At 28.4% G+C, this 20,123-nt stretch carries 16 protein-coding genes; 5 read left to right on the forward strand and 11 right to left on the reverse strand.

All coding sequences use genetic code 11. From position 1 onward, the window contains the following. Positions 1–229: 229 nt before the first annotated feature. Entirely contained in the window at positions 230–1,483 is a 1,254-nt protein-coding gene (locus ASC36_RS06220) for a glutamate-5-semialdehyde dehydrogenase (protein ID WP_055425632.1), read from the reverse strand. Positions 1,484–1,486: 3 nt separating this feature from the next. Then, positions 1,487–2,563 carry a glutamate 5-kinase gene (gene proB / locus ASC36_RS06225; RefSeq protein ID WP_055425633.1) on the reverse strand — a complete coding sequence of 359 codons (1,077 nt, stop codon included), beginning with the start codon at positions 2,561–2,563 and terminating at the stop codon, positions 1,487–1,489. A 258-nt stretch (positions 2,564–2,821) separates the two neighbouring features. Between proB and ASC36_RS06230 the strand changes: the two genes are divergently transcribed. From ASC36_RS06230 to ASC36_RS06240, 3 genes are all read left to right on the forward strand, one after another. Continuing rightward, positions 2,822–3,145, forward strand: coding sequence for a zinc ribbon domain-containing protein YjdM (locus ASC36_RS06230; protein ID WP_055425634.1), 324 nt, complete (start codon positions 2,822–2,824; stop codon positions 3,143–3,145). A 283-nt stretch (positions 3,146–3,428) separates the two neighbouring features. Next, complete coding sequence (locus ASC36_RS06235; protein WP_055425635.1) at positions 3,429–3,836, forward strand: Rrf2 family transcriptional regulator; 408 nt, start codon at positions 3,429–3,431, stop codon at positions 3,834–3,836. Positions 3,837–3,914: 78 nt separating this feature from the next. After that, on the forward strand, positions 3,915–4,565 hold the full coding sequence (locus tag ASC36_RS06240) for an NAD(P)-dependent oxidoreductase (RefSeq protein ID WP_055425636.1): 651 nt from the start codon (positions 3,915–3,917) through the stop codon (positions 4,563–4,565). Between the two features lie 129 nt (positions 4,566–4,694). On the opposite strand, the gene ASC36_RS06245 is transcribed toward ASC36_RS06240, so the two are convergent. Further along, positions 4,695–5,342 (reverse strand): trimeric intracellular cation channel family protein, encoded by a 648-nt coding sequence (locus tag ASC36_RS06245; RefSeq protein WP_055425637.1) that lies wholly within the window; start codon positions 5,340–5,342, stop codon positions 4,695–4,697. A 784-nt stretch (positions 5,343–6,126) separates the two neighbouring features. On the opposite strand from ASC36_RS06245, the gene uvrA reads away from it, so the two are divergent. Next, entirely contained in the window at positions 6,127–8,949 is a 2,823-nt protein-coding gene (uvrA, locus tag ASC36_RS06250; RefSeq protein ID WP_055425638.1) for an excinuclease ABC subunit UvrA, read from the forward strand. 416 nt (positions 8,950–9,365) lie between these two features. Continuing rightward, complete coding sequence (gene rpiB / locus ASC36_RS06255) at positions 9,366–9,827, forward strand: ribose 5-phosphate isomerase B (protein WP_055425639.1); 462 nt, start codon at positions 9,366–9,368, stop codon at positions 9,825–9,827. Positions 9,828–9,990: 163 nt separating this feature from the next. On the opposite strand, the gene upp is transcribed toward rpiB, so the two are convergent. From upp to ASC36_RS06295, 8 genes are all read right to left on the reverse strand, one after another. Further along, entirely contained in the window at positions 9,991–10,650 is a 660-nt protein-coding gene (upp, locus tag ASC36_RS06260) for a uracil phosphoribosyltransferase (RefSeq protein ID WP_055425640.1), read from the reverse strand. A gap of 71 nt (positions 10,651–10,721) precedes the next feature. Beyond that, positions 10,722–11,402 carry a DUF4919 domain-containing protein gene (locus tag ASC36_RS06265; RefSeq protein WP_055425641.1) on the reverse strand — a complete coding sequence of 227 codons (681 nt, stop codon included), beginning with the start codon at positions 11,400–11,402 and terminating at the stop codon, positions 10,722–10,724. Between the two features lie 400 nt (positions 11,403–11,802). Then, complete coding sequence (locus tag ASC36_RS06270; RefSeq protein ID WP_055425642.1) at positions 11,803–13,002, reverse strand: BaiN/RdsA family NAD(P)/FAD-dependent oxidoreductase; 1,200 nt, start codon at positions 13,000–13,002, stop codon at positions 11,803–11,805. Positions 13,003–13,085: 83 nt separating this feature from the next. Continuing rightward, positions 13,086–15,596, reverse strand: coding sequence for an exopolysaccharide transport family protein (locus ASC36_RS06275; protein ID WP_055425643.1), 2,511 nt, complete (start codon positions 15,594–15,596; stop codon positions 13,086–13,088). 18 nt (positions 15,597–15,614) lie between these two features. Next, positions 15,615–16,421 carry a polysaccharide biosynthesis/export family protein gene (locus ASC36_RS06280; RefSeq protein WP_055425644.1) on the reverse strand — a complete coding sequence of 269 codons (807 nt, stop codon included), beginning with the start codon at positions 16,419–16,421 and terminating at the stop codon, positions 15,615–15,617. Positions 16,422–16,446: 25 nt separating this feature from the next. Continuing rightward, a complete protein-coding gene (locus tag ASC36_RS06285; RefSeq protein ID WP_055425645.1) occupies positions 16,447–17,493 on the reverse strand; it encodes an SDR family NAD(P)-dependent oxidoreductase in 1,047 nt (348 codons plus the stop codon). Between the two features lie 6 nt (positions 17,494–17,499). Further along, on the reverse strand, positions 17,500–18,618 hold the full coding sequence (locus tag ASC36_RS06290) for a DegT/DnrJ/EryC1/StrS family aminotransferase (protein WP_055425646.1): 1,119 nt from the start codon (positions 18,616–18,618) through the stop codon (positions 17,500–17,502). Then, positions 18,611–19,732 carry a glycosyltransferase family 4 protein gene (locus ASC36_RS06295; RefSeq protein WP_055425647.1) on the reverse strand — a complete coding sequence of 374 codons (1,122 nt, stop codon included), beginning with the start codon at positions 19,730–19,732 and terminating at the stop codon, positions 18,611–18,613. The genes ASC36_RS06290 and ASC36_RS06295 overlap by 8 nt, the downstream gene beginning before the upstream one ends. Between the last annotated feature and the right edge of the window lie 391 nt (positions 19,733–20,123).

Here is a 20,123-nt window from a genome sequence, read left to right on the forward strand (position 1 = left end):
ATGAATTAAATAATATAGGCTTGTATTAAATTTAATTCATTCCTATGCGTCGTATTGAAATAGTTAAGATTAAAACTTTTACTATTAAAAATAAGACATATATGAATTTAAAAAGAATAATTTTGACAATAGGACATAAACTTCTACAAAAGATTTTTAATTATAACTCACTAGATCAAAAAAATCAATGAATTTTTAAAAAAGATTTTATTGAAATAAACGGGATTATTTAGGATCTTATTTGACCGTTACCCTTCACAATCCATTTATAAGAACATAATTCATCGAGTGCCATGGGGCCACGGGCATGCATTTTCTGTGTGCTGATCCCTATTTCTGCCCCCATGCCGAACTGAGAACCATCCGTGAAAGCTGTAGAAGTATTTACATAAATACAGGCAGCATCCACCAATTTTTCAAAAATTTTTATACATGTTTTATTTTCGCTTATAATGGCTTCGCTATGCTTAGATCCATGTTCGGCTATATGTTCAATAGCTTCATTAATAGAATTAACCGTTTTAATAGCCATTTTATAATCTAAGAATTCTACTCCATAATTCGTTAACGTTGATTTTTGTAGTAATTCAGATGGGTAAAAATCTACTAATTGATTGTATGCAAGTTCATCCGCATAAAGAATTACTTTTTTTTCTTCCAGTTTTTTACATAAATCCGGAAGATCTTGTATTCTTTCCTTGTCAATCAATAAACAGTCTAGTGAATTGCAAACACTTACTTTTCTGGTCTTAGCATTAAAAATGATATTTGCTCCCATTTTTAAATCACCATCTTTATGAAAATAGGTATGACAAACTCCTGCACCCGTTTCTATTACAGGAATTTTCGAATTTTCACGCACAAAATTAATAAGTTCCTTACTCCCACGCGGAATAATGAGATCAACATAATTACTTGCATTTAATAATTGCATGGTCGAAGAGCGATCATTGGGCAATAAGTTGCAAATATTGGGAGACACTCCTTCATGAAACAACACCTTCTTAATAATGGTAACGATAGCTGTATTAGAAAAATAAGCATCAGAGCCTCCTTTTAATATACAAACATTGCCCGATTTTAAGCATAAAGAAAAAACATCAAAGCTAACATTAGGCCTGGCTTCATAAATAATACCTATTACACCGAAGGGAACTGTAATTTTAAATATTTTAAGTCCATTAGACAAAGTTTTTTCTAAAATTTTTTTTCCAACAGGAGAGGGGAGGTCGGCAACATTGCGTATATCTTCAGCGATATCCAATAATCGCTCTTCTGTTAGGAGTAAACGATCAAATTTGGGGTCAGTAGATGACATTCTCTCGGTATCTTTCTTATTTTCGGAGAGAATATAGGAAATGGAATTTTCAGTCTCTTTTGCAAGAGCATGTAATATGTGGGTGATTGTATTGTCATCAATTAAATTTAGCTCGTTTACGGCTTTACCTGCTGAGGTAAAAATATTTTGCTCAATGGAAGACATAATTTATTTTTCAATATATAAATAGTCGTAATGTATAATAGGTTTATGATTAGCTTGCCCTAAAATTTCTTTTGCTTTATCGCTGGTATAAGAAGATCGGCCTATTCCTATTTGTTTTCCGGTATGATCAATAATGCGAACAATATCATCAATTTCAAAATTACCAACTATCTTGGTTATACCTATAGGTAATATGCTGACTGCTTTAGAACTTACAAGGACCTTTCTTACCCCTTCATTAATATGTATTTCTCCTTTAGCGAAGCCTTCAGAATGGATTATCCATTTCTTTACACCGGATATTTCTTTAGAACCAGCAATGAATCGTGTTGAAGGAGTATCAATGCCTTTAACAAGACGAGAAATAATATTTTTAATCCTACCGTTTGCAATGATAACCTCAATGCCTTCTTCGGCTACTTTTCTCGCTATATTGTACTTGGTTTTCATTCCTCCTCTACCTGTACTTGATCGTGAAGATTGTATGTATTTCTCAATATGATTCTCATTACTATCTATTTCTTTTATAAGCTTGGAATCAGGATCTGAAGGATCACCGGTGTAAATTCCATCGATATTACTTAAAATTATTAACTTTTTACAGTCCATCATTGCCGCAATTAAACCCGATAATTCGTCATTATCTGTAAACATAAGTTCATTAACAGAAATAGCATCATTTTCATTAACAATTGGAATAACATTGTTTTCAAGCATCACATTCATGCAATTTCTTTGATTAAGATAATGTCTACGTGTTGAAAAATCTTCTTTAGTAGCCAATATTTGTCCGCAAATAATACCCTGTTGGCTAAATAGATCGTAATATCTATGAATTAATTTAACCTGCCCTACCGATGAGTATAATTGGCGTGCAGAAACACTGTCTAGCTTAGTGCATGTCTTAATTTCATTTCTTCCAGAAGCTACTGCTCCTGATGATACCAGAATGATTTCCGTATTATTTTTATGAAGTTCTGCAATCTGATCTACTAAATCTGACATTTGAGTAATATCAAGGGTTTCATCCTTACGAGTAAGCAGCTGACTTCCTATTTTAACAACAATTCTATCTTTCATGGTAAATGAATTTGTCGAAATACAACAAAGGTAACTTTTTATTTTGACTCAAAGAATCTTATAACTTAAAGTAAAATTAACTGGTTATAATTAGACGTATTTTATATTTGGTCAAATAAACTTAGAAGAGTATTTCGAAAATAGCTTGAAAACAGAATAATATAAATGTAATATTTAATTCAATACTTGTTCTCTACCTATAAATAAGTTATATTTGCAGCCCAATTAATTTTATTAATCTTTTTAAAAGAAAAAATAATGACAGATGTTTTAAAGTGCCCGAAATGTTCTATGGAACATGTTTATTTTGATGGTACTTCTTATGTATGTCCGGATTGTTTTTACGAATGGTCTGGAGAAGAAACCGTTGGTAATTCTATAGTTAAAGATAGCAATGGAGCCGAACTTCAGGATGGAGATGCAGTAACAGTCATTAAAGATCTTAAAGTTAAAGGTTCTTCCATGGTAATTAAAAGGGGAACTAAAGTAAAAAGTATTAGACTTACAGATAATCCTGAAGAAGTAGATTGTAAAATTGACGGATCAAATATTGTTTTAAAAACATGTTTTCTTAAGAAATAAATTACATTACTATATTTAATTTGAGAAAGAGCTACTAATGTAGCTCTTTTTATTTTATCCTATAGTTCTACTATTGTTTTATATAATTTATATTTATTTATATTTCTCCTAAAATTTTTATTATCATCATATATAATTAAAATTATATATCTTCTTTGTATGTAATTATACTTAATTTTAAATAATATAAAATTTATTTTATAAAGTTTATATTGTTTCATTTTTATGCATATACTTTATAAAAAAAACTTATCTTTGAACTGTAATTAAAAATATTACAGTAATGAATGATCGCCATTTTACGATTTCTATGCATATACTTACGCTTTTGGCAAAAAATTTGGATCAATGGCTTCCATCAGCTTATATAGCAGGAAGTTTAAATCTTAATCCTGTAATAATAAGAACAGCATTGTCTAAGCTTCAAAAACAAGGTTTTATTGAAACAAAAGAAGGTAAGAATGGAGGAAGTAGATTAGTAAGATCACCTGAAAAAATTCTTTTATCTGAAATTTATTTAAGTGTCTACAATCAAACATCAATAGGAAAACTTTTACCTTCTCCTAATCCGGAATGTTGTGTAGGCAAAAAAATAAATCAAAATATTAGTGAATTGAATCTATGTATTGAAAAAGTAGTTTTTAAACAACTGGAAGGAGTTACTCTCCAAGATTTCAGCATGAAATTTTAATAAAATGTCTTTTTAAAATTCATTGATTAGATGATTATAAGTTACGTATAAATTGATTTTAATATAATTATATAGATTATGAAAAAAGTAGCATTAATAGGAGCCTCAGGATTTATAGGCTCGGAATTAGTTAAAGAATTACTTACTAGAGGTTATCAAGTGACAGCCATTGTTCGTTCCGCTGAAAAAATTAAGAATAATGATAAGAATTTAAAGGTGGTTAGTGCAAATGTTTTGGACATGGATAAATTATCAGAAGTTCTAAAAAGTAATGATGCAGTAATAAGCGCATATAATCCTGGATGGACTAATCCTAATATTTATGATGATACAATAAAAGGATATCGTTCCATTATAGAAGCTGTTAAAAAATCAGGTATTAAAAGATTACAAGCAGTTGGAGGCGCTGGGAGCTTACAAGTAGCTCCGGGTAAAACCGTTGTAGATACAGGAGTTATACCGGATGAAATTTTACCGGCTGTTAAAGCCATGGCCCAGGTATTAAAGGATCAATTCTTACCTGAAAAAGATTTGGACTGGGTATTCTTTTCACCGGCGGGGACAATAGAACCAGGAGAAAGAACCGGAAAATACCGTTTAGGGTTAGATACCCTTATTGCTGATGATCAAGGAAACAGTAAAATATCTGTTCAAGATTATGCGAAAGCTATGGTTGATGAACTTGAAAATCCTAAACATCATCAACAAAGATTTACCATAGGATATTAAAAAAAAAGGGAGTTCATAAACTCCCTTTTTTAATTTATTAGTAATAATATTTAGTATCATATTTATAAATTTTCAATTCCTTTATAATTTCACTTATTTGATCTGTTTAGTTGAATTCAATTATAATTTTTACAAAGTTTTTTCACTTTTAAGTTTGGGAATTTGCAAATCCCATCTAACAGCAACAAACCTTAATAGAACAACAATTCCTATGGTTATAGCACTGATAAATGGTAAGTTAAAATTAAATACTTGAAGTATAACAAAAAATATACCTCCAACTATACAGGGGGAAGCATAAATTTCACGTTTAAAAATACGAGGAACTTTGTTTAAAAGTATGTCGCGAATAATTCCACCAAAAACAGCAGTAATAGTTCCCATAACAACTATAACCCAGGTATCATATCCTAGTAACATAGCCTTTTCAGCACCTACCACTACAAATAAACCAAGTCCTATACTATCGCTCCAAAAAAAGAAACTATTTAATTGGTTGAGATGTTCTCGCAGAAAAATGTAAAATAATAAAGAGAAAAAAGTACACCACAAATATATACTATTTAGCATCCAAAAAGGGGTCATACCCAAGAGAAGGTCACGGAATGTTCCACCGCCCACTGCGGTAACAAACCCTAACACAAACGCGCCGAACCAATCGCATTTTTTTGTTGCAGCCCCTCGGACTCCGCTGATAGCAAATGCAAATGTTCCTATAAATTCAATAATCTCAACGAAGCGTATTTGTCGGATAAATTCAAAAACGTATTCTGTCATGGTTATTAATTCGATTAAAACTTGCAAAGATACAATAAATATGATTTAGCTAATGACTAACTTATGGAAATTATCAGGCTTTAAATTAAATTTATGTAAGCCTACTGATTTTTAGTTTAATAATTTTAATATTCTATAAAATCATTAGAAAAGAATTCAAAATAGCCTGCCTTAAAAATTATTCTTTATCTTGTATTGTTATTTCTGAATTGCCCGTAGCATTTATATCTAACTGAATCTATCCTTTAAATTTTAGCATTGTGTTTTCACGTTTTTCTTCCTCGGAAGAAACTATTATTTCTGGAAAGCCTTTCTGTATCAGAATATCATGTCCATTTTTACTATAGAGAAATTGCAAATTCAACAGTATTTGCCAATGAATGTTTATGAATTATTTTAACTCTGTTTCCTGATAAATGCAATTTTTCTTGAATATTTCTTTTTCTTAAAAAACAAAGATATTTATATAAATCATCTTTTTTGTTTGTTAGACCTTTTTTTTAGTTTAATTGTTATTTACTTAAAAATGAATAGTAACATACTTATAAATCCAATAAATTTTATATTGATGTAATTGCTACAACTATTCCTTGTTTAATCCTCTTTTTAGGTGCGTATGGTTTTAATTTATTCCAAATTTATAATATTAAAAATAGATTTGGTATGATTATTTGTGTTATCAAAGGATTATATGTGTAGATATAAATAAAAAGAATCATTTTTTCATATCTTTACGCACTACTTTAATTTAGTCAGTTAACTAATTAAGTTTATATAACTTAAAATGAATCAGGATTATATAAAAATTTATGGAGCTAGAGAACATAACCTTAAAGATATATCTCTTAAAATTCCCAGAAATCAATTGGTTGTTATCACCGGTTTAAGTGGAAGTGGGAAATCTTCTTTAGCGTTTGATACTATTTATGCAGAAGGTCAAAGGCGGTATATTGAAACATTCTCAGCCTATGCACGTCAGTTTTTGGGAACTTTGGATCGTCCTGATGTAGATAAAATTGATGGATTGTCTCCGGTGATTGCTATTGAGCAGAAAACTACCTCTAAAAATCCACGTTCTACTGTAGGAACCGTTACGGAACTTTATGACTTTTTTCGCTTGTTGTATGCTCGCGCTTCAGATGCATATTCATACAACACAGGAGAAAAGATGGTTACTTATTCAGAAGATCAAATTACAAATTTAATTTATAAAGATTTTTCAGGAGAAAAGGTTTTAGTTTTAGCCCCACTAATTAGATCGCGAAAAGGACATTATAGAGAATTATTTGCCGGATTGGCTAAAAAAGGTTTTTTACAGGTAAGGGTAGATGGAGAGTTATTGGACCTAGTACAGGATATGAAGCTGGATCGTTATAAGATTCATGATATTGAGGTGGTTATAGATAAGCTGATTATAGATAATAAAAAGCATACCCAAAGAATATTGCAGTCAATACGCTTAGCCATGCAATATGGAGAAGGAACAATTATGCTGCTCAAACAAGGAGAGGAGAAGGGAAAATATTTTAGCCGTAATTTGATGTGCCCAAGTACAGGAATTTCTTATCAAATGCCGGAACCAAACACTTTTTCTTTTAATTCTCCTAAAGGAGCTTGTGAACATTGTAACGGGTTAGGACAAGTTAAGGAAATCAATATAAATAGGTTAGTGCCCAATCCTAAATTATCTTTTGATAAAAACGTATTCCCCATTTTAGAGGAATTAAGTCATACCGGATGGATTTTATCCCAGATTGAAATTATATTAAAAAAGAATGGATTTACCATGTCTACTCCATGGGAAAAACTCTCTGAACAAGCTAAAGATGAAATATTATATGGAATAAATGAAAAGATTACCTTAGATTTAGATTATGCTCAGATTAAGAAAACGTATAAAGTAAATTTTCAGGGAATCATTGATTATATTACCCGATTGTCCACAGGTAAGGAAGAAGAAGAAACACAAAAATTTAAAATTAAAGTCTTTGAAGACAGAATATGCCCTGTTTGTGAAGGAGCACGTTTGAAAAAAGAAAGTTTATTTTTTAAGATTGACGATAAAAACATATCAGAAATCGCTTGTTTTTCTTTAAAGAAATTAAGTGAATGGGTTGAAAATTTACCTTTAAAATTATCTGAAAATAATAAAATAATAGCTAAAGAATTAATTCAAGAAATATCTGTAAGACTAAGTTTTTTACTTGATGTAGGTCTGGAATATCTTAGTTTGAATCGTCCTTCACAAACTCTATCCGGAGGAGAGTCTCAAAGAATACGTTTGGCAACTCAAATAGGATCACAATTAGTCAATGTTTTATATATTTTGGATGAGCCCAGCATTGGCTTACATCAACGAGATAATATTAAATTAATAGATTCTTTAAAAAAACTTCGAGATTTTGGTAATACCGTTTTAGTAGTGGAGCATGATAAAGATATGATTTTAAATGCTGATTATGTGATAGATATGGGGCCACTTGCCGGGAAAGGAGGAGGAGAAGTGGTTTGGGAAGGAAAACCGGAAAATATTTCTAAAGCTAATACACTAACTTCAAAATATATAAACGGAGATTTGCAAATTCCAATCCCGGAAGTTCGAAGAAAAGGAAACGGGAATCATTTAAAATTAATAGGCTGTACAGGTAATAACTTAAAAAATGTAAGTCTTGATTTACCATTGGGTTCATTGGTATGCATAACCGGAGTATCAGGCAGTGGAAAATCGTCATTAATTACCAATACTTTATATCCCATATTAAATAAACATTTTTATCGTGCTGAAAAAGAACCTCTACCTTACAAGAAAATTGAAGGTATTGAATTTTTAGATAAAATCATAGATGTAGATCAATCTCCAATAGGTCGTACCCCTCGATCCAATCCTGCAACATACACAGGAGTCTTTACAGATATACGAAATTTATTCGCTCAATTGCCAGAATCTAAAATTAGAGGATATCAATTACGAAGATTTTCATTTAATGTAAAAGGCGGAAGGTGTGAAGTTTGTCAAGGTTCAGGACTAAAACTTATAGAAATGAATTTTTTACCGGATATATATGTTCATTGTGAAGCCTGTCATGGTAAACGATTTAATAGAGAAACCTTGGAAGTAAGATATAAAGGAAAGTCTATTTCAGATGTGTTAGATATGACTATAGACGAAGCAGTGGAATTTTTTCAGCCGATTCCTAAAATTCATCGTATTATAAAGACTTTGCAAGAAGTAGGCTTAGGCTATATCACTTTAGGACAGCAATCAACCACCTTATCTGGAGGTGAGGCTCAGCGGGTTAAGTTAGCAAAAGAATTAAGTAAAAAACAAACGGGAAAGACCATTTATATTTTGGATGAGCCCACCACAGGTTTACATTTTGAAGACATCAGAATTTTAATGGAAGTAATTAACCGTTTGGTTAACCTAGGTAATTCAATTATAATTATCGAGCATAACCTCGATGTAATTAAGGCAGCAGATCACATTATTGATATCGGATTAGAAGGAGGAGATAAAGGAGGAAACATAATAGCACAAGGAACTCCTGAAGAAGTGATAAAAAATAAAAGCAGTTATACAGCTAAATTTTTAAAAGATGAATTGTAATTAATACGGTTAGTGATCTATAAGATTTAACTATAGAATTTAATTAGCTGTTTGAGTGTATAAATTTAAAAAATTGATTTGATAAGCTTTTATTGATTGTAATTTAAAAATTATACTCAGTAAATTAATTGTAGTACAACTTCTCTTAGGTATTTATTTTTATTAACATTTATAATTTTTGTTAAGAAAATTTTAAGATAATCAGTAGAAATTTGCAATAATATTTTAAATACATATTATGAATGAGATCTTTCTGAATTATAAATTTTTACAAGGGATATACTTAATGATTTTAAGTGTTTTTCTCTGAAAGTAATAAACAAAAATGAAAATTTTTATTGGTAAACTGCTAAATTGTGTTTATATTTGTTAAAGAAATCTTAACAAAGGTTTAAACTAAACACACAAATACAATTATGAGTAAGAAAAGAATAGCCATTGGTTGTGATGAGGCAGCCTATGCTTTAAAAATTGTCTTAAAAGATCATTTAGAGAAATTGGGATATGAAGTCAAAGACTTCGGAGCTGAAAAGGGAGAAGTGGTTTTATATCCTGACGTTGCTGCAAAAGTAGCGAAAGCAGTAGCGGCAGGAGATTTTGAAAGAGCTGTCTTAACTTGTGGAACAGGTATTGGTATGGCTATCACAGCTAATAAAATACCGGGTGTGAGAGCAGCAGTTTGCCATGATCCATTTTCTGCTGAAAGAGCAAGGAAAAGTAATAATGCTCAAATTATTTGTTTTGGAGAACGAGTTATTGGGCATGAACTTGCGAAAAGTTTGTTGAATACTTGGTTAGATTCAGAGTTTGTCGGTGGCAGTTCTGCTCCAAAAGTTCAACGAATATGTGATTATGAAGAAGAATATTTCAAGAAATAAATTTTCGAATTATATAAAAAAAGATATTTTTATTTATTTTTAGTTACTTTTTAATAATTATTCAATCAAAAAAGAGTAAGTTAATTGAAACCTTACTCTTTTTTATTTTATTTATGCTCTTTTAACTAATCTGATTTTTTAAGAAGATAATTGTTTTTTTAAATTATTTAGATAATTTTTTTCCAAAAGCTAAATCTCCGGCATCTCCTAATCCGGGTATAATATATTGATTATCATCTAATTCTTCATCAACAGATGCAATCCATAACTCTGAATTTTCGGGTAATTTAGTTTTAATATATTCTATTCCCGGTTTAGAGCCTATGGCTGCAACAATATGTACTTTTCCGGGTTTACCTTGACTTAATAAAACTTCATAAACATTAGCTAAAGATTCTCCTGTAGCTAACATAGGATCTGATATTATTAAAGTTTTATTTTGCAAAGAAGGCGTAGCCAAATATTCAACTACTATTTCAAATTCTTTATTACCATTAGAATGATGCCTAAATGCAGATACAAATGTTGTTTCAGCTTGATCAAAAAAATTCATCATTCCTTGATGTAAAGGTAAACCCGCTCTTAAAATGGTGCATAATACCGGTTGTTGGATAACTAATTCTGTAGGTTTAGTTCCTAAAGGAGTATTGATAGTAACAGTATGATATTCTAATGTTTTACTTAGCTCATACCCTAAAATTTCACCAATTCTTTCTAAATTTTTTCTAAATCTCATTCTGTCTTTCTGAATTTTAACATCTCTTAGTTCTCCTACAAAATGATTTATTATTGATTTAGATTTACTGAAATCGTGGACTATCATAACTATTGTTTTTTGTAAATATAATTCATTTGCACTAAATTTTATAATTAACAAGTGGTGATAATTAATTATTATTTAGTACTAATATCCGTAAAAACTTCAATAAATATTTTATTTCTTTTATCTTTTTGATACTTTTGTTCTTTAGTCCAAATATCTAAAACAGTATTTAAATTGTACTTTATTGAATTTCTTGAATACATTTCAAGATTTATACCCAAATAGTTTAAAAGTGAAAATTCATCGCTTAAAGAAATAACTTTAAAAGCTGTATTTATATTTTTTCCATCTCCGTAATCCGCAATTGCCTTCATTAAAATTTCTGCTTGATTTTTTAAGAGTTTTAGTCTTTCATCATTTTCATTATTTTGATTATTCTCACTATAACAAATGATAAGATTCAGAATTATGGTAAGATTGATCGGATCATTTTTAAGCAGTTCTTCCCCCAATATAACAGCTTTAGCATATTTTTTGGAAGCTAATTGCTTCATAAATTTTAAGTGACGAGGTTTTAATTCCGAAGATTTATACTTGTATGAAGAAAATAGCTTACCATAGTAAAGGTAGTACGACTTTTGATACTCTTTATGAAAGGCTGATGTATCGTTTAAGAATTCATATATAAGATGATCATAATAAAAGGGTGAGTTCTTGTCATTAACAAATGCTTTTAATTGTTCAAAATTTATTTGTTGAGAAAATGCAAAATTTAAAGCTAACAAGGGTAAAATAAAATAAATGAATTTCATATAATTTAGTAATGTTATTAGTATTTGAAAGGATAAATATAAATATTATAGTAAGTTTGCTAATTATTAATTATTTTTCTTTTTTTAAAGGAGTATATATACTATTTGAATTTTGGAATGTATGGGGCTTAAAAATTTTGTTATTAAATATTATACCATATTTTTTAACAGTACAAAAAGCTTTTTAAAAAGACAGCTTGTTAACGTCTGATTCGTATATATCTACGTGAAAAAGTAATTTATATGGTAAGTTTTTTATCAATTTTTTATACATTTCTAATATAAACGCATGAAAATTTGTTAATTTAAAGGCATTTAATGAGTTAAGTTTTATTTCATATTAATTATTTATCATTTTTTTAATATTAAAAAAAATCTCTATCCAATGTTGAAATTTTATTTAAATTGAATTAAGTAGTTGACTAATTATATATGCTTCGCTCCAACATGCCTGAAAATTAAATCCTCCAGTAAGTGCATCAATATTTAATACTTCTCCTGCAAAAAATAAATTAGGTATTAATTTAGATTGCATGGTCCTAAAATCAACTTCTTTCAAATCAACTCCTCCGGCTGTTACAAATTCATCTTTATGGATATTTTTTCCACTAATTTGTAATTGTGTGTTAGTAAGTGATTCTGCTATTTTATTAATATCTTTTTTACTTAAGTCAGCTAGATTTTTATCATGAATATGAAGATTTTCTAGAAGATTATTCCAAAATCTTTGAGTCAAATTATATATTTTTAAAGTATATACTGATTTTTTGGGATGTTTTTCTTTTTCCCGAATTAATTCCTCTCTTGCATTATCAAAAGTATCAGAAATCCAATTAACTCTTAAAATAAATTTATAATTCATCTTATAAAGTTCCCGAGCACTCCATGAAGATAATTTTAGAATTGCAGGTCCACTTAATCCCCAATGAGTGATAAGTAAAGGACCAAATTCCTTAATCTTTATTGAAGAAATATGTATTTCGGCTTCAGGAAAAGAAATTCCTTGTAAATTATGAAGCAATGGATCATTACATATAAAGGTAAACAAGCTGGGGACAGGAGGTATGATAGTGTGTCCTAATTGATTTAAGATTTTCCACATTTTCATGGAGCTTCCTGTTGCAATAACTAAAGTATCGGCATAATAGCTAGAATCAGTTGTAATAACTTCAAATTTATCCTTGAATTTTTTAATAGTTATTACTGATGAATTGTAATGAATTTCTATATTTTCTTTTTTAGTTTGCTGAATAAAAGTATCTATAATGGTTTGAGAAGAGTTAGATTCGGGAAAAACTCTATTATCATTTTCAATTTTCAAATTAACTCCTTTTTGCAAAAACCATTCAAACGTATCTGATGGTTGAAAATAATTAAATACACTTACCAGTTCTTTGGATCCTCTAGGATAGTATTTTACAAGTTTATTAGGTGAAAAACAAGCATGAGTAATATTACACCTTCCTCCGCCTGAGATTTTTAATTTCTGTAGTGGTTTTTTAGCTTGTTCCAATATAATAGTTTTCCATTTACTGTGATGGATGTTGGAAGCTAAAAAAAAACCGGAAGCCCCGCCTCCTATAATTATAAGCTTTTTCACTTACATTTAGCTAAATTTTAAACAAAATTTTTTGAGAATATTTATTTTATAATAAAGGTTGGAATATGTTCCAACCTTTTCAATTATCCTTTCTTAAATAAACGTTTTATTCTAGATAATAATGAATTGTCATAGTTTTCATCTTCTTCAAAATATCCATATCCGTAACCATATCCATATCCATATCCGTAACCATAACCGTATCCATAGCCTCCAGGGTTTACGTAATCATTGAAAATAATTCCAATATGATTTACTTCATCATTATTATATTTCTCATTAATTCCTTTTAAAAGCTGCTTATAAGTATAATTGCATCTGGTAACATATATTCTGGCATCAGAAAGACCCATAAGATCATACGCATCAATTACTAAACCTACAGGTGGAGAATCGATGATAATATAATCATACATTCCTCTTAATTTTTTGATTAACTCTTCATTTTCTAAACTAATCAATAGTTCCCCCGGATTAGGTGGTATAGGTCCGGCCGGAATAAGATCTAAATTTTCGTATTCAGTTTTCTTAATAATTTCATCTAGAGAATTTGATCCGGATAAATATCCAGACAATCCGACTTTATTACTGATTTTAAAATCATCAAAGATTCTAGGTTTTCTCAAATCCATTCCAACCAAAACCGTCTTTTTACCACTTAATGCTAAGACTGAAGCTAAATTTATTGCTATAAACGTTTTACCTTCACTCCCAATAGAAGAAGTTATTAAGAAAACTTTACCTCCTTTAACCTCCTTTTCGTTATATAGAAATCTCAAGTTGGATCTAATAGCTCTAAAACTTTCAGATATGCTTGATTTTGGTCTAACTAATACAGCTAAATTATTTTCAGTGTTTTTTGGTCCTATGGTGCCAATAATTGGGATTTTAGTAGTTGATTTTAAATCAGAAATTAATTTGATTTTATTATCCAACAGTTCGATTAAAAATAATAAAATAAAAGGAATAACTAATGAAATCCCAATATATTTATATTTATTTTTCTGGGTGTTAGGTGTAATGGGAGCTTGTCCGGTATTTTTTGCTTTATCTAATACAGTAATATCAGAAATTGTAGTAGCTTTTCTCATTTCTGCCTCAGATAATTTGTCTAAAAGAGTGTTGTAAATTCCATCATTTAATAAATAACCCCTTTGGGCATTTACAAATAATCGTTCTTTTTCCGGAAGAGATTCAATATCTAATTCTAAATTACTTATTTGATTATTGATATTTTTTAAACTAGCAGAAAGATCTTTAGACGAATTATTTAGAAGAGATATAACTTTATTCTTAGCATTATTAATTTTATAATTTATTTCATTAATGGGTTCGGAATTATCTCTGTATATTAATAATAAATCTCTTTTTTCTTGCTCTAATGTTTGAACATTTTGCAACAAACCATCTATATTATTATCCGATGTACCTAAAATATCTCCATTCAAATAGGTATTTTTGTCGAATGATGTTTTTTTAAAATTATTTAAGATTTCTATTTTTGATTTTAACTCTTCTCTTTTAAGATCTAATGTTTGTATTTTAGATAAAATAACACTGATACTTACATCTGATTTTGAAAAAATCTTATTGTCTTTCTGAACCTTCTGAAATACAACTGTTGAACTATCTAATTTCTTTTTAGTTATTTTAAGTTGGTTTTTAATAAAATCAATGGTGTTTAAATTGACTTTATTTTTATCTTCCAGTCTTTTTTTAATTAATTCTTCAACAGACTTATTTAAGAAATTAATCGTTCCATTTAAACTTAATCCTTTTTTAGTAATAATCATAATAGAAGGAAGGTCTTGATCAAAATCAATGGAAACTAAAGATTTTATCTTGGATACGGAATAATTTATAGTTGATAAATAAAAATAAAAACTTAGGTCAGTGATATGATCCCCAAATCTACCACCATATTCTTTATTTTTTACAAATTTAAATTTTAAATTGTTTGTTTTTATCCAAGTATTTAAAGGAACAATAAGTTCTTTAACATACTTGTCTTTACGAAAATAATAATTTTCATTGGTGAAAAGGAAACAAGTTTCATTTAAATAATCAGGAAACGTAAGTTTAAATTTGTTATTAGGAAGTATATCGACTTTAACGTCTGAATATAAAGCTTGGGGATATTTTGTATCTACTACAACTTTAAAAGGAATATCCACATAATCTATTTCTGTAGTTTTAATATTTCCTTTTAAATAATAATTTATAAATAAATCTAGAGACTTAACAAGATTTTCATTATGTGTTCTTGAAGTTAATAATTTTTTATAGTATATTCCTTGTGTAGCTCCAGAATTTCCGCCCCAAATAAAATTTATAGACTGATTGGGAGCCAAGACGCTTGACGTACCGGAAGATATACTAACCGTGGTAGACGATTGGTAAAATCGATCTGAAAAACGATTTACGAGGAAAGCTACAGTCCATCCAAATATAAAAGCGATTAAAAACCAATACCAATTTTTTATAAGCCTTCGAATAAATCTTTCAAAACTAAAAAAATTATTTTCCAAAAAATCGGAATTTTTATTTTTTTGTGATTTATTATGATGAGTATTTTGCTGATCAGTAGTATTCATGTTTCGATACTGGAATTATTATAATGTTTTGAAAAATAAATACGTTGTGATTGCTTGAATACCTACAGATAGGAATTGTGTAACATCTCCAATAGTGGTACCTCCTCCTAAACCAGATATTTTCTCTTTTAGTGGGTCAATAATTATTTGATCTCCAGATTGTAAATAAAAATAAGGGGAATTTAAAATATCATCACGAGTTATATCAAGTACAATATTTTTTTTCCCTTCTGGGTACTCTCTAATTATTCTAATATGTCTTCTGTCTGCGTATCTTGTTAAATCACCGGATTTTGCTATGGCTTGCAACAAATCAACTCTATTGGATAATTCCATTTTTTCACCCGGTGAAGCAATTTCTCCTACCATATAATATTTGATTGCACCTATATTCATTCGAACTTCTGCCTTTCCGTCGTTATATAAAACCTCATTCAGTCTAGCCTGAACTAAATCTGTTATTTCATGTAAAGTTAATCCATACACATAAAATTCTCCTAATCCGTATATGGAAATATAGCCATTAGCATCAACAATTAATCCACTTGTTCTTAATCTGCCATCCCCATTATTGGCACCTCCTTTAAATGCAGTAGTATTTTCTTCACTTAAAAATCTGGAAGCATTTTTATCCGAAGTAATAAGAGTCATAGCTAAAATGTCATCTTTTTTCACCCTGTAATTTTCATAAATTACCGGTACTAATCCATATTGGTTATATTGTAGATTTTCACTGGGCTGAAGATACTTTAAGTCTTTAACTCCAATGCAAGAACTTAAAAATAAAGCAAAAGAAATAATAAAAAAAACTTGATTGAATTTCATATAATAACTTAAACTGCAAAAATAGTTATTTTTTTATTAATTGCATAAGATTAGTAGTTTCTGTTTCAATATTTATTATATCGTAATTATTTAAATCTATTTTTTTATAATCGGAAATATAATCATCGATTTTTTCAAAATGAAAATATAATTCCTCTTCAAATTTTTCAAATTTAGGGATACTATCTAAATATACAATTTTGGGTATGAAATTAAGATCTAATTTTTGTAAAAATGTGTTTAACAGTGCATCAATATTAAAAGAATTTCCCATATTTATTATAAAAATGCCTGAGTAATTAGCAGGAGAAGCTATTTCAATCAATCCCTTTGAAGCTTGATACTTAGAAATAAAGAAACGTTTCATATTTCTATTGGTAATAGTAATTGGTAATTGATTTTCAATTTGATATTTAAATATGGTGAAAACCGATCCGCTACTGTTAAAAACATTACCAAAACGTATTATTTTAATTTTTATATGATTAGGATTTGTATCCCCCAAAATTTTTTTTAATAAATATAATTCCGAAATCCTTTTAGATATTCCCATAATATTTATGGGATTTACAGCTTTATCAGTTGAAATGAATATAAATTGTTCTGTAAAGCAATTATTAGTTGCAATTTCTAATAAATTTATAGTTGCATTTACATTCACAGATATAGATTCATCAACATTATTTTCTAAAATATCTATATGTTTATAAGCAGCTGCGTGGTAGATAATTTGAATCGGAAATAATGAAAAAATTTTTTCCAGTAATTTTTTATTTCTAATATCACCCAGAAATAAATGTAAACGATTGTTTTCAATCTCTTTTTTAAATTTTAGTTTGATTTTGAATATGGCATATTCTGAATGATCGATGATTATAACTTTTTTACACTTATTCTCCAATAATCTTTGTACTAGTATGCTTCCTATTGAACCACCACCACCGGTAACTAAAACAATTTTATGATCAAAATAAGAAAATTCTTTTAATGAATAATCTATTTTTTTATTAAATAATTCTTCAAAAGAAATAGTCTGGTTATAAATTTTGATTATATCTTCTTTATTTGGCATTATTTATTAAATATTTTTATCAATTATAGTAATAATCTTATTTAAATCTTCTTCATTTAAACTATCTCCGGAAGGAAGGCAAAGTCCATTTTTGAAAAGCGTATTTTCAAAATAAGAATCACCATAAAAAGAAAAATTTTTAAAAGCTTTTTGTCTATTTAATGGATTCCAAAGAAATCTTGCTTCAATGTTATTTTTTTCAAGTAAACTTTTAATCTTTTTATTTATGGAAGCAGGAAATATAAAAGCACTCAACCATCTATTGGAAAAACTGTTACTTAATTCTTTTTGATAGTCAATAGCAAATTTGTTTTTTAAGTTTGAAAGGTAATAATTAAAAATATTTCTTCTTCTGTTTACTTTTTTTTCCAATTTGTCAAATTGTGCACTTCCTAAAGCTGATAGAATATTGCTTGACGAATAGTTATATCCTATTTCGTTATGTTTATAATAATCCACTTTTTCTTTCGCTTGAAAAGCTAACTTTTCAGCATAGTTATATTTTTCTTTATTAGGTAATATGAGTGCTCCTCCTTGAGATGTAGTAATAATTTTATTTCCATTAAATGATAAAATACCATATTTGCCTATGGATCCTAGGGGTTTATTATGATAGAACGAACCTAACGCCTCAGCAGCATCTTCAATAATGGTAATGTTATTATTATTGCATATATCAATAATTTTTTTCATTTGTGCAGACATTCCGTAGATATGAGCCACAATTAATACTTTGGTTATAATACCTTTTTTTTTTAAATCTTCAATTGCACATTGGAGAAATTCCGGTGATAGGTTCCATGTTTCTTTTTCAGAACCGATAAAAATGGGAATGGCTTTTTCATATACAATTGGAAAAGCAGTTGCTGCAAAGGTAAAGTTAGAACATAATATATAATCTCCTTCTTTAACTCCGGCTAATTTTAAAGCCAGGTGAATTGATGAAGTTCCGCTGTTAGTCAATAAAATATCTTTATTAAAATAATTTGATAATTTACTTGTAAAATCTTTTGTATAGGAACCATAAGGAGAAATCCATCCACTTTTTAAGGCTCGAACAACATTTTCTATTTCTGAATGATCAATAGTTGGAGGAGATAAATATATCTTAATGTCTTTATTCACGCTTTTTGGTTTTTATCTGGGTTAAAAATAAGGGTAGAAAAGAAAATATAAATCCTAATAATAAAATTATAACGAGTAATAAATGTACATTAATATGTCTTAAAAAATATGCAACCAGGATAACAATAGCATTTTCTGTAACTATAACTAATGATACTTGTTTGTGAGATAAGCCCATACGTAAATATCTATGATGCATATGGTTTTTATCTGCCTTAAAAGGGGAGCGTCTTTTATAAATACGTATTATAAAAACTCCTATTGTATCAATAATCGGAATAATTAAAATGGCAATAACAATGACTGGTGCTGTTTGAATCCAGTAAACAGGAATTCCAAAAGGGTATTGCAATAAAAATAAGTTAAGAAATTTAATTCCCATAAATGAAAGTAAGAAACCTATAATCATTGATCCGGTATCGCCCATAAAAATTTTATACCTTATAGAAAAATTATAATGTAAAAATGCTAGCAAACTTCCTATAATGGTCAATGCAAGTACAATCATGGGATAATTAATTGAGCCCAATCTCCAAAAAGTTATTATAAAAGCGCAACAAACTAATATTGCAATACCAGAAGCTAAACCATCAATACCGTCTATTAAATTGAAAGCATTTATTAAAAATATAAAAATTAAAACGGTAAATAAAATACTAAACCAATAGGGAAGTAAATTTATACCAAAAATCCCGAAGAAATGTCCTATCCTTACATTGGATCCTACAGAAATCATTAAAGCAGTAACGATTTGTGCATAAAATTTTTTGTTGGGGGCCACTACTAATATGTCATCCATTAATCCAATAAAAAAGAGGACAATTATAGCTGAAAATAAAAAAATATAGGAAGAGAATAATTCATAAGCACATATGGATGACATAATGGTAACAGAATAAAAAATTGAAATTCCTCCCAAATTTGGAGTTTCTCTATGATGAGAACTTCTTTCCTTAGGTCTGGCCATTAAATTTTTTTTATAAGAAACTCTAATGATTTTTGGAATGGTCAAATAAGTTAATAAGAAAGAACCTATAAAGCCCAATATACATTTTAGATAGAAACTATTAATGCCTAAAAAATCTTTAATATTTCTTATATCAAATTCTTCCATATTTATTTAAGCTTATTTAATAACTAATGTTATTATGCAATTATTATGAATTTAACAAAGATAGATTTAAAAAATTAATATTTGGAATGTTTTTTATTAGAATTTTAATTGATTTTTATTTTACTAAATAACAATACAAATAAATATAACTGTTATTAAAATTAGAAGATTAAAATTTATGTGATATAAATATAGGGTGCCAGCATGTAAATAAAAACTATAAATATAGTTAAATATAAATTTAATCAAAACTAAATTTTATGTGATATAAATATATAATAATACAAAGTGAATTAAAAATATAAATTATTAAAATTTATATAATTAGTATAAAAATTAAATAATTATATGTTTTAAATTACTTTATATTTGTTAAAAAAATATATATACA

It is taken from the genome of Apibacter mensalis (genome assembly GCF_001418685.1).
Taxonomy (GTDB): domain Bacteria; phylum Bacteroidota; class Bacteroidia; order Flavobacteriales; family Weeksellaceae; genus Apibacter; species Apibacter mensalis.